At 65.0% G+C, this 12583-nt stretch carries 6 protein-coding genes; 3 read left to right on the forward strand and 3 right to left on the reverse strand.

All coding sequences use genetic code 11. The features are described 5' to 3' along the window. Positions 1-109 precede the first annotated feature (109 nt). Genes QP181_RS03355 through QP181_RS03365 form a run of 3 tightly spaced genes read left to right on the forward strand, consistent with a single transcriptional unit; the run spans position 110 to position 6715 of the window. On the forward strand, positions 110-2161 hold the full coding sequence (locus tag QP181_RS03355) for a WD40/YVTN/BNR-like repeat-containing protein (protein ID WP_333927587.1): 2052 nt from the start codon (positions 110-112) through the stop codon (positions 2159-2161). A gap of 1 nt (position 2162) precedes the next feature. Then, positions 2163-3794 (forward strand): DUF5597 domain-containing protein, encoded by a 1632-nt coding sequence (locus QP181_RS03360; protein ID WP_443027513.1) that lies wholly within the window; start codon positions 2163-2165, stop codon positions 3792-3794. 38 nt (positions 3795-3832) lie between these two features. After that, positions 3833-6715: a TIM-barrel domain-containing protein gene (locus QP181_RS03365; protein ID WP_333927588.1), complete on the forward strand. Its 2883-nt coding sequence runs from the start codon at positions 3833-3835 to the stop codon at positions 6713-6715. A 454-nt stretch (positions 6716-7169) separates the two neighbouring features. Here QP181_RS03365 and QP181_RS03370 read toward each other — a convergent pair whose 3' ends face one another. From QP181_RS03370 to QP181_RS03380, 3 genes are all read right to left on the reverse strand, one after another. Further along, a complete protein-coding gene (locus tag QP181_RS03370) occupies positions 7170-7670 on the reverse strand; it encodes a DUF885 family protein (RefSeq protein WP_443027572.1) in 501 nt (166 codons plus the stop codon). Further along, positions 7604-8560 (reverse strand): DUF885 family protein, encoded by a 957-nt coding sequence (locus QP181_RS03375; protein ID WP_443027514.1) that lies wholly within the window; start codon positions 8558-8560, stop codon positions 7604-7606. Before QP181_RS03375 ends, QP181_RS03370 begins: the two co-directional genes overlap by 67 nt. Before the next feature lie 195 nt (positions 8561-8755). Continuing rightward, positions 8756-12556: a LamG-like jellyroll fold domain-containing protein gene (locus tag QP181_RS03380; protein WP_333927590.1), complete on the reverse strand. Its 3801-nt coding sequence runs from the start codon at positions 12554-12556 to the stop codon at positions 8756-8758. Positions 12557-12583: the final 27 nt, after the last annotated feature.

A 12583-nucleotide genomic window follows, 5' to 3' on the forward strand; every position in this document is an offset into this window, starting at 1 on the left:
TGCAGGTATTCGTTATCTATGGCGGAATGTTACCGTCAGCGGCGGTGGCTTCGCGCCGGGAGTAGTATTTAGCGTAGCCGAACGCGGACTTGCTTATTTACGAACCGACATGGGCGGGGCTTACCGGTTCGACATGGTTGCGGCGCACTGGGTGCCGTTGCAGGACGGCAACTCGTTCAGCAGCTATATGGGCGTTGAGAGCGTCGCGGCCGATCCAGTCGATCCGAACGTGGTGTATCTAGCTGCGGGAATGTCGTGGCGTGGCGAGGCGGCGATCCTGCGGTCGGGTGATCGCGGAACGACTTGGATAACGACGGCCGTGCCGTTCAGGATGGGTGGTAACGAGGACGGACGCGGGCTCGGCGAACGGCTGGCAATTGATCCGAACCGGACCTCTCACCTCTTGTTCGGATCCCGGCATGACGGACTGTGGCGGAGTGTCGACAGCGGCGCGCATTGGGCAAGGGTCGCTGCGTTTCCGCTAGCCGGGCTTGGTACGCCTACAGTCGCGCGGACGACGCATGGCGGCCTGTCATTCGTGCTGTTCGACAAGGCGCATCCGGGCCGGGTGTTCGTGGCGAGCGCCGATCCGGGTTCTCGCCACCTGTTCCGGTCGGACGACGATGGCGCGACCTGGGTTGCGGTAGCGGGTGGTCCCGAGGCGGCGATGCTGCCAGTCAAGGCAGTGCAGGGATCGGACGGCGTCCTGACGATCAGCTTCGCGAACGGGATTGGTCCGAGCGGAATCACGCGTGGCGCGGTGTGGCGGTACGATGTCGCGCGTGAGATCTGGGCCGATGTGACGCCCGACAAGCGTCCGACTGCACCGGTTGGCGGCTATATGGGCGTTGCAGTATCGGCACAGGATCCGCGGATCATCGCAGTCAGTACCGTCGATCGCTTCAAGCCGATCGATACGGTATGGCGATCGAGTGACGCCGGCGCGCACTGGAATGAACTTTACACGCGCAGCACGCGCGACGTTGCGGCTTCGCCGTTTTTGAAGCTCGCGGGCGACGAGGCGGATTTCGGGCACTGGATCGCGGGGCTGGCGATCGATCCGTTCGATGCGAACCATGCGGCCTATGTGACCGGCGCGACGATGTATGCGACCGATGCGTTCGGTGTGCGGGGGCCGATGGCGTGGAAGCCTTGGACGGCGGGGATCGAGCAGACCGCAATCATCACGCTGACCAGTCCGACCGGTGGCGCGCCGTTGATTTCCGGGTTCGGCGACATTGGCGGGTTTAGGCACGATGATCTCAGCGTGTCGCCCGCGAAGGTGCATACGAACCCGTATCTGACGAACACCAACAATCTCGATTATGCGGGCATGGCGCCGCATATCGTCGTGCGCAGTGGCAATACGCATGCGCGCGAGGCCGCGGTCACGCTGGCCTGGTCGAGCGACGGCGGCACCAACTGGCAACCGATCGTGCCGCCGAGCGTGGCGCAGGCCGCGATGGCCGGACGCTTGCCGCCGGAGAAGACAGGGGATGCGCCGATTGTGGTGTCGGCGGATGGTTCGACGTTCCTCGTCGGCACGCGGCTGGCGTTGCTGACGCGTGACCGGGGGCGGACCTGGTCTGCGCCCAAGGGCCTGCCGTTCGAGACGCGGGTCACTGCAGACAAGGTCGATCCGCGCAAATTCTATGCAGTCGATATCGGGCGGCACGCGGTGCTGCGGAGCGATGACGGCGGCGCGAGCTTCGCTGTTGCGGCCGGGCGCGGGTTGCCCACTGATCTCAGTGCGGTTCGGACGACTAATCGCGAACAGCAGAACCCTCTGGTGGCCGTACCGGGCGACGCCGGCGCGCTATGGCTGAAGGTCGGCAGCGACCTGTATCGGTCGAGCGATGCCGGCGAGCGCTGGGCCAAGGTCAGCGATGGCTTGGCGGTCGATCTCTACGGCCTCGGTCGTGCGGCGCCGGGCGCGAAGTGGCCCGCAGTCTACGCGATAGGGCGCAAGGACGACCTGCAGGCCGTGTGGCGGTCGATCGACGGCGGCGCGGGTTGGCAGCGGATCAACGACGAGCGGCATCAATGGGGACTGCGCTTCCGCGTGATCTCTGGAGATCCGAAGACCTATGGCCGGGTGTATATTGGCACTGACGGGCGGGGGATCGTTTACGGCGACCCTGCTTTTGCGAAGAAGGATTGAGATGGTTCGTATGAAGAGCGTGCTGGCCGGCCTCGCGCTGTCCGCATCGATAATCGCCGCGCCCGCACCCGCGCAGACCGCGACCGAAATCCCGCGGCTGGTGACGAAGAACGGTCGGCACGCCCTGATCGTCGACGGCGCACCGTTCCTGATGCTGGCGGGGCAGGTCAACAACAGCAGCAACTACGCATCCGCGCTGCCGCAGGTATGGCCGATGCTCGACCGGATCCATGCGAATACGGTCGAGATCCCGGTCGCCTGGCAGCAGGTCGAGCCGGTCGAGGGCAAGTTCGACCTCTCGTTCCTGCAGACGCTGCTCGATCAGGCGCGCGTGCATGACAAGCGCATCGTGCTGCTCTGGTTCGGGACGTGGAAGAACACCTCGCCGGGCTACACGCCGGACTGGTTCAAGGCCAATAACAAGCGCTTTCCGCGGATGAAGGCGAAGGACGGCACGGACCATTACGTCCATTCGCCGATGTTCCGCGCGACGCTGGAGGCGGACAAGCGCGCGTTCGTCGAGGTGATGAAATACCTCAAGGCGCATGACCCGCAGAACACGGTGATCATGGTACAGCCCGAGAACGAGGTCGGCAGCTATCGTTCGCCACGCGATTACGGCGCGCAGGCCAATGCGGTGTTCGCGAAACCCGTGCCTGCCGAACTGGCGAAGGCGCTGAAGAAGCCGGGCGGAAGCTGGACGCAGATGTTCGGTGCGCAGGCGGATCGTGCGTTCAACACCTGGCATACCGCACGGTTCGTCGATGAGATCGCGGCAGCGGGCAAGGCGATCAAGCCGTTGCCGATGTACGTCAACGCATCGCTCGCCGGGCCTTCGAACGTGCCGGACCCGACCGGCGTCGCGAGCGGCGGGCCGCAGCAGGATGTGCTGGATATCTGGAAGGCGGCGGCCCCCGCGATCGATTTCGCCGCGCCCGATATCTACGACCGCGATGCGGGCCACGTCGCGCTGTACCTCGACGCCTATGCGCGGCCGGACAACGCGCTGATGGTGCCCGAGATCGGCAACGCGAAGGAATTTGCGCGTTTCTTTTGGGCGGCGCTCGGACGTGGCGCGATCGGCTATGCGCCGTTCGGGATGGATGACACCGGGTATTTCAACTACCCGCTTGGTGCGAAGGCGCTCGATGGCGAGACGCTCGATGCGATCGGGCTGAAATACGGCGCGCTGGCGACGATGGGGCGCGACTGGGCGAAGATCGCCTTCGAGCATCCGACCTGGGGTGCGGCCAAGCCGGACGATGGTGCCGCGCAGACCACGACGATGGGCGATTGGACGATCGCGACCAGCTATGGCGAGTGGCAGTTCGGGCAGAAGGACTGGACGTGGATCAAGTCCGAGCCGCCGGTCTGGGCGAAGGAAGCGGTCGGCGGGGTCGCGGTCGCGCATCTGTCGCCTAACGAGTTCCTCGTGGTTGGCGATCATGTCCGGCTGAACTTCGGCACCGAGAAGGATGGACCCAAGAACGGTTCGGTATTCCGCGTCGAGGAGGGCCGCGTGGTCGACGGGCGCTGGGTGATGAGCCGCGTCTGGAACGGCGACCAGACCGATTACGGCATCAACCTCATCACGCCGGTCATCCTGAAGGTGACCATGGGCAGCTATAAATAACGAGCGCGAAGCTCGGCGATATCAAAGGGATGACGACGATGAAGGCTTTCGGTTTCGCAGTGCTGCTTGCGGGCAGCGCACTTACCCCGGCACTGGCGCAAGGACAGGTCGCCAAGGGCGGTTTCGAGAAGATCACGAACGGGATCGGCGTTGTGCCGTCGAGCGGTCCTGCGGGCTGGGTCGAAGTGACGGTGCACGGGGATGGGATCATCCACGTCGTCGCCAGCCCGACGCGCGTGACGACCGCGCCGAGCCTGATGGTGCCGACTCCGCCGATCGCGGGGCAGTACACCGTCACGCAGCAGGGCAAGCGCGTTCTCGTAGCCACCGCCCGCGATACCGCCGAGGTCGATCTCAAGACCGGCCGCGTGCGGTTCCTCGATGCTGCGGGGAAGGTCGTGCTCGATCAGGCTGCGGCGCCTTCGTTCGCTGCGACGAGCGCGGACGGCAAGCCGTTCTTGGTCGCGTCGCAGCAGTTCAACTGCGGCACGGACGAGGGGCTGTACGGCCTCGGCCAGCACCAGAACGCGCAGATGGATTACAATGGCGAGGACGTCGAACTCGCGCAGCACAACATGGACATCGCCGTCCCATTCGTCGTCTCTACGCGCAACTACGGCCTGCTCTGGGACAATGACGGCATCACCCGCTTCGGTAACCCGCGGCCATACTCATTGGTCGGCACCGATGGTTTGAAGGTGACGAGCGGCGGCAAGCCGGGCTTTACCGCGCAATATTATCTAGGCGATCGGCTGGCCGTGACGCAGCAGGAAGCGTCGATCAACTACCAGTATATCAAGGATCAGGCGAAGTGGCCCGCCGCCGCCAAGGCAAAGACGGTCGCCGCGACCGGTGGCCAGAACACCGCGGGCAATGCGGTCGAGACGCAGAAGGTCGTCTGGACCGGCGACGTCACGCCCGACGTCAGCGGCGTCCACAAGTTCCAGCTCTACGGATCGAGCTATTTCAAGGTGTTCGCGGACGGCAAGGAAGTGCTGAACCGCTGGCGCCAGAACTGGAACCCCTGGTACGCGAACTTCGACCTGCCGATGACCAAGGGCAAGCGCGTCGCGGTGCGGATCGAATGGGAGCCGAACGCAGGTTACATCGCGCTGCTCCACAATAATCCGCTGGCCGCGCCCGATCGCCACTCGGTGTGGTTCACCAGCGATATCGCGAAGTCGGTCAATTATTGGTACGTGCCCGGCAAGGACATGGACGATGTCGTCGCCGGCTATCGCTCGCTGACCGGCAAGGCCGTGATGATGCCGAAATGGGCCTACGGCTTCTGGCAGTCGCGCCAGCGTTACAATACGCAGGACGAGGTCGTCGACGTCGTCAAGAAATACCGCGACCTGAAGATCCCACTCGATAACATCGTCCAGGACTGGTTTTACTGGCCCGAGAATGCTTGGGGCAGCCACGCGTTCGACAAGGCGCGCTTCCCCGAGCCGCAGAAGATGATCGACAAGATCCACGACATGAACGCGCGTTTCATGATCTCGGTCTGGCCGAAATTCTACCCGACGACTGAGAACTACAAGGAGCTTGCGGCGAAGGGCTACACCTATCGCAACAATCTCGACGTCAAGAACATGGACTGGGTCGGCAAGGGCTACGCGAACACCGATTACGATCCCTATGCGCCTGAAGCGCGGACGATCTACTGGCGACAGATCAAAGACAGCCTCGCGAAGATCGGCACGGATGCATGGTGGCTCGATGCGAGCGAGCCCGACATTCATTCGAACCTGTCGATCCCCGAGCGGATCGCGACGATGGGGCCGACCGCGGCCGGGCCGGGCGCGCAGTATTTCAACAGCTATCCGCTGGTGCACGTCGGCGCGGTCTATGATGGCTGGCGCCAGTATAAGCCGGACGTGCGGCCGTTCATTTTGACGCGGTCCGGCTTTGGCGGGTTGCAGCGCGAGGGAGCGGCGGTGTGGTCCGGCGACGTCGCCAGCCGCTGGTACGATCTGCGCGCCCAGATCTCGGCGGGCGTCAACATCTCGATGTCGGGCATCCCCAACTGGACGCACGATATTGGCGGGTTCGCGCTGGAGGATCGCTATGCGAGCAAGACGCCGACCGCGGCGAACCTCGACGAGTGGCGCGAGCTGAACCTGCGCTGGTTCCAGTTCGGTGCGTTCAGCCCGCTGTTCCGCAGCCACGGCGAGGCGCCGTTCCGCGAGATCTACGAGATCTCGCCCGAAGGCTCGCCGATGCGCAACTCGATGGTCTGGTACGACCAGCTTCGCTACCGCCTGATGCCCTATATCTACACGGTAGCGGCCGAGACGTGGTTCAAGGACGGCAGCATCATGCGCGGCCTCGTGATGGACTATCCGAACGACGTGCAGGCGCGGAAGGTGAACGACGAATATCTGTTCGGCGACAGCTTCCTCGTCGCGCCGGTGACCGAATACAAGGCGCGGTCGCGCGCGGTGTATCTGCCGGCGGGGACGGCGAGCTGGTATGATTTCCACACCGGGCAGGTGTATCGTGGCGGGCAGACGGTCACGGTGGCGGCGCCGTTCGAGCGGATGCCGCTGTTCGTGAAGGCGGGCGCTATCGTGCCGATGGGGCCGGTCACGCAGTACGTCGACCAGAAGCCGGACGCGCCGCTGACGCTGGCGGTCTATACCGGCGCGAACGGCAGCTTTGGGTTGTACGAGGATGACGGCACCAGCGAACAGTATCGTGGTGGCGCATACAGCCGGATTCCGGTGACGTACGACGACACGACCGGGGTGGTGACACTTGGGGCTCGCGAAGGGCAGGGGTATAAGGCCATGCCTGCGAGCCGGACGGTGCGGGTGCGGTGGATGACGGCTGGGCGTCCGCTCGATCTGGACGGGGCGGGGGATGCGACGGTGACGTATCGCGGGGCCTCAGTCCAGGTTAAGCGACCGGCTAGGTAAAGGTAATCCATGCCTCACAGCCTCCGTAAGCGTAGCGAAACGCTGGCCGCCTGCGCCGCGATGATTGCAGGCGTCCCCTTCTGCTTAATAGACTCGATCTGTATGGTGTCATGCGAAGCAGGCGCGCGGTATGGTAACGTGCAGCTTGTCGGATGAGGAAAGCGCGTACCCATTCAATGCGGACCGTCCGCATTTCGGCAAAAGTGGTGGAAAGCGGCCAGGCCGTTATCAGTCTGCGATCAGCGTAAGCAGCCGTTCGTTCATTTGATGGGGCAGGGGCGCAATTGGCCGATCCTGGTGAAAGCGGAATGGCCGCTTTCGAACGCCACTAGCGGAGCGGTGGACGTACGTTCATATTCAAGAGTAGAGACAGTTTAGGTTACGGGGGGTATCTCGGTAGAAAGGGTAATTTCTTCAGCCAGATCATTGGAATTCATGATTATCGACATAATTATCAAGTAGATAAGATTTGGCTTCGTCCGGGGAGCAATAGGCTTCTATGATAGGCGGTAGCTGATCGACTTCGGCTTTGGTCGACGATTGCCAGCCAAGCCAATGCCTCTGCAACGCGAATGCCCGGTTCGAGGGGGATCCGGGCCAGTTCAATGTCGAACGGCGCAAAATAGGCGGGTTGACCTTGCCATTCGGTAAAGCGGTCACGGGCCTGACCGATCGACCAGCCGTGGAGGTGGATACCTAGATCGACGAGCGCACGGGTGACGCGGAACAGAAGCCAGTGGATATGGCCGAGCGCATCGTGGGGGTCGGTATAGGCGCCGGCTTTTTCGGCAAGTTGCTCGGCGTAGATGCCCCAGCCTTCGACGAAGGCCGACGCGTATTCGATGCGGAGCGGGTGGGGCGGGCTGGCACCCTCCAGACCCAGCTGGATCATGTGGCCGGGGAGCAGTTCGTGTGCCACGACGCTCGGGAGCGTCCAGCGTGGACGGCGGCGGATGTCCTTGAGGTCGACGACATAGGCGCCGGCCTGGGTTGGAGTCGGGACCTCTCGATAGCCGCCGCGGCCGGCGGCGATCTCCTTGCGGATAACGCGCGGGCGCTGGCGTTCAGGCACCAGGGAGGGAGCGCGCCGAACGCCGTCGGGATTTTGGCTCGCGCGGTGGCGAGAATACGGTTCATGTCGCCAATTGCTTCGGCGCGGCCAGCAGCGGTGTCGGGATAGAGAAAGCGCTCGTCCTGCCAGAGTTTGGCATAGCGTGCTGCGACCGTCCCGTTGGGTGCGCCGGTCCGGTCGAACAGGTGCGCGGCGCGGGCGTGGAGGCGGTTCAATTCTACGAGAAGCCGGCGTTCGGCATAGGCCGGCGTCATGGTGCCGAGCGAGCGTTGCAGTTGGAGAGCGTACCAGTCCGCGCCGCCCTTGAAGCGTCCGACTCCGGGAGCGGAGGGCGCGGTGTCGCGGAGACTTTCGAGCGCGGCGATCTGTCGATCGATCGCGGGATTTGGGAGCGCCGTCCGCAGAGCGTCGACCGTGCGATCGAGAGACAGGCGGGGGAGGACGATGCCGGTTTCGGCATCGGCGAGGATCGCGGTGGTGTCGGCGTCGATCCTGGCGCGATCGGGGCGTGCCGCCTTCCACGCGCCAGTCGTAGGGGTGACGCGGTAGGGGCTGCGTCCGGTGCGGCCGAACGTGGACCGTGCGATGGCAGCGTCGATCGCCAAGCCGGCGCGGGCGGTCGTCAGATCGAGGCGGTCGCTCTGTTGCAGGGCGTGTGGGTCGAAGGGGGCGAGCAGGCGGAGTGCTTCGTCTGGATCGGTCGCTGCGGCTGCGTCGAGGGCTTGGCGTAGAGACGCGGTGGTCCGGGCGTGCGTGTTCGCGGGGAAGAACATTGATGACGCCAGTCCAGCGAGTATCTTTCTGCGGTTCGGCATCATCCCACAGAATCCCCATCGTCCTGAGCGACGTCAGAGGGTGTTACCCAAGGGAGGTGCGCTTCAAATTCGCTCAGCACGAACGGGATGGGGGCGGCCACGCAACCGACGGAACAGGCGCCGGGAAATTGGGGAGGCGTCATGGGGTGCGCATCATCGGGGCAATGCCACGCGGTTGTTGGCCTGCGTGATCTCGGGCTCGTCTCCGGTAAGCACGACGCGGACGGTCAGCGTCGCGGGATCGATGCGCGCCGGGACCGCAAGCTTTACAGTTGCGGTTTTGGGCTTGAGATCGAGCGGGGCGGCTAGCGGGGGGATGCGCGTGGCGGCGACGCCCTTGCCCGTCGCGTCGATCAATTCCGCACGGCCGCCTTTCGCGTCCTTCGCGCCAAGGCTGTGGACGATGACCGTTACGCTCCGACCCTTTACGATCACGTCGTCCGTGCCGATGCCGAGGTCCGCGCGCTCGTCTACCGGGGTGCCCGGCTCGACGAGCGCGAAGTCGAACACCGTGGTGCCGGGTGCGAACGTCATGTTGGTGCTTGCGCTGCGTTCGAGCGTCATGGTCTGAGCGCTGCCGATCGGTGCGAGTGTCTTGCCGCTGTCGGTGCTGCTCGACGCCTGCATCGACCAGCGGCCGGCGGTGACGGTCCAGGTGGACATCGTCGCTCGCTGGGCGTGATCGGTAGTATTGTACGCGATCACCCGGAACCTGGTCGGCGTCGCGCCGGGCAGCAGGATCGCGACACGTTCGGCCGCACCCGGTTCGGCGAAGCGCCAGCTTACGGTATTGCCGGGCCAGCTCTGGTTGCGGCGCAGCGCGATGCCGCCGAGACGTTCGCGTTGCAGGATCTCGCTCGGCTGGTCGACGCGGTCGCTCCACCAATGGCCCTCGGTGTACATGTCCATGTGCTGCGATTTGTCGGCGATCGCGTCGGCGTGAAGTGCTTCCAAGGGCGCGCTGTCTCCGGTCGCGGCCCAGGCAGTGTAGCGGGCGAACGGGTCTTCGGACTTGGCCGTGGCAAGTTTGGTGCGGGCCGCGGCGCCACCGGGGAGTGCGTCGAACGCGTTCTCGTTGAATTCGGCCAGCGCGCCGGGGCCGGCTTTCGCGAGCCGTGCTTCGATCGGGCGGAGGTATTTCGCGTCGCCAGTGTAGCGCCATGCGGCCCAGGTCGCTTGGAGCGACGTGGTGATGCCGCCGCCGTCTCCGACGCGTTCGGCATCGGTGCGCCAGTTGATCTCGTTGGGATAGGTCCAGCTGCCATCTGGCGATTGCTTGCCGTGCGCCATCCAGCCGTCGATCACGCCGGTCACGAGACCGCGCGCAAGCGGGTTGGCGTTGTAGAGGCCGACCAGCATCGGGCCGTGCATGACGGTGAACGCATAGGGCTTCTGCCATTCCCACGCGCCCTCGCGGTACATTTTCCGCCCGCCATACCAGTTGCTGGCGAAGTGCATGTGGCCGGCGGGGTTCTTGAGGATCACGGTCTGCAGGGCGCGCGTATTGTCCATCAGGCGCTCGACCGCCTTGGGTTCGCCCCAGTTGAGGTAGAGGCGCTCGGCGTTGCTGTTCAGGCCCTCCTCGTACGCGTGGAGCTCGTCGGCGGTGATGTAGCCGAGGCCGTTGACGATCATGCCGTTCTTGTAGACCGCGTCGGAAAGCGCGCGGAGCGAGTCGTTGATCTTGTCCGGCTCGACGCCCATCAGCGCGAGGCCCGGCCATTGCTGCGTCAGGTCGGTGTCGTCGGAAATGCCGCCGCCGAAATCGCCGTAGGGGACTTGGCGCTCGTCGATCCACCAGGTGACGAACTGGCGGACGCGCTTGAGGTCTTCGAGCTGGCGGAAGGCCCATAGGGGGACGCCGGCGGGGGCGATCGGTTGGGCGAAGGTCGGCAGGTTTTCGGGGCGATAGTTTATGTCGGCCCAGTATACGCGGGCGCGCGCATTGTCGGGGTCGACGCGGAGCAGGTCGGAAATGTCGGCGAACAGGCGCTGGTAGAGGCCGGCGCGCTTCGAGGCGGTGTGTTCCTCGACGAGGAAGCCCCAATTGTCCTTCACCTGCGCAATGCGGTCGGCGATGTGTTCGGGCAGGCTTTCCGCACGAGGTTTGAAGACGAGGCGGATCTTGGTGCCGTTGAGCGCGGTGGCGTCGAAGTCCGGTGCTGCGCTGGCGATCGTCAGGTACAGGCTGTCGTTGGGCAGGATCCGGTCGCGCAGGTCGAGCCAGAGCGTGCGCGCTTCGTTCGGGCGGAGCGAGACGGAGAGGTCGATCATGTCGCGGCCGGGCCAGATCGGGTCCTTCACGCGGATGTTGAGCGCGATCAGGCCGGCGGCGTTGGGCTTGGCTTTCAGCGCGGGGATGTCGATCGCGATGCCATCGAGGCCATCGTTGAGGTTCTGCCAGCCGTAATCGAACGCGCGGGCGAGGGGCCGGTCTGGGAGCGCGTCGCCGAAGCTCGCCGGGATGAGAATGTGGACGATCGGGGCGGCATTGTCGCGGCGGATGGGCGCACCCGATGCGCCGCCGGTGCCGGCTCCGACAGCGGCTTTCAGGCCGGCGGAGGGCATCGCGACGACGGTGCTGCGCTCGTCCGGGGCGAAGCGGCCTGCGATGTAGGCGTTGAGGGGCGCGAGGGAAGCGAGGTTGGGAGAGGCGGTTGCGTCGACGGTGTAGGAAAGCTTGAAGCTGCCGGCGGGTTCTGCGCCTGCGCCGATGTCGTAGGCCCAGAGCTCCTGGATCGGTTGTTCCTGCATCTTGTTGGTGAAGCTGAGCGTGCCGCCGGTGCGGGGGGCGAACTGGTTTACGCTGCGGACTGTGCCTTGGGCGCGGGTGGCGATCAGGGCGGGCTTGGTTCCGTCGCTCCAGTCCAGGCGACCATAGGCCGCGCCGCGGATCTCAACGCGGTTGACGCGTTCGCCGGCGGGAATCGTCAGGTCGTAGCGCTTGCCGCCTTCGACATAAGTATTCCAGTCGGGCAGTTCGAAATAATCGTCGCGGCCGGGCAGGCGGGAGCGGTTGTAGACGCCGGGCCAAGTTGTTTCGGCGATACCGTCGACGCCCTTCCACATCCATTCCTTGAGGTCCTTCGCGTCGGCGAACTCGACCTTCCGGACGCGGGTGACGGGGGCGTCGAGCACGGGTGGTGCGGTCTTGTCCCAGCCGTAGCGGTGCAGCCACGCGGTTCGTCTGGCGGTGGGGTCTGTCGAGGGAGCGGGGGACGGTTCGCGCTTGTCGGCGAGCGCGGCGATGTCGGTGGCGGGGAGCAGGTGGTCGTAGACGCGGATCTCGTCGAGGTCCGATCCGCGCATAAAATTGTAACGGCTCTGGACCTGGTGTGGGGACATCACGCGGCCGGCGAGACCGAACTGGTCGAGGCCGCTGTCGAGGTCCGCCTTCTGGTCCTTTCGCGCGACCAGCTTGCCGTTCACGAAGAGTTGGACGCCCACGGTTTCGTCCCAGGCGAAGGCGATGTGCGACCACGCATCGGCGGCGGGAGCTTGCGCGATCGCCCAGGAGACGCGGATGCGGGACAGGTTGGCGTCGGTCACGAAGGCGTCGAAGCCGTGGCCGTTCCAGTCGATCCTGAGGAACGCCATGTCCCAGCTCGAATGGTCGGCGAACCCCGTGCGAAAGATCACGAACGGGGCCTCGCCGACGGGTGTACGGGCACGCCAGAAGAAAGCGAGCGTGCCACGGTCCGCGCGAATGTTGCCGGGGGCTTTCCAGGCGACATAGCCATCGTCCGCCCAACGTGCGGCGCCACCGATTGCACCATCCGGGGTGATGTCGACGCCGCTGCGGAAATTGGGGACGGAATCGCCGGCTGCGTAGTCGGCGGTGAGGCTCTTATCGGCGGAGGCACGGAAGAGAAGCCCGGTCGCATCCTGTGCTTGTGCCGGAGCGATGCTCGCAACGGCTAATGCTAGGACGGACGCCGTGGTGAAACGCTTCACTGCTCTCTCCCTGAGGCCAATCGGCAT

Source organism: Sphingomonas sp. LR55 (assembly GCF_036856015.1).
Classification (GTDB): Bacteria; Pseudomonadota; Alphaproteobacteria; order Sphingomonadales; family Sphingomonadaceae; genus Sphingomonas.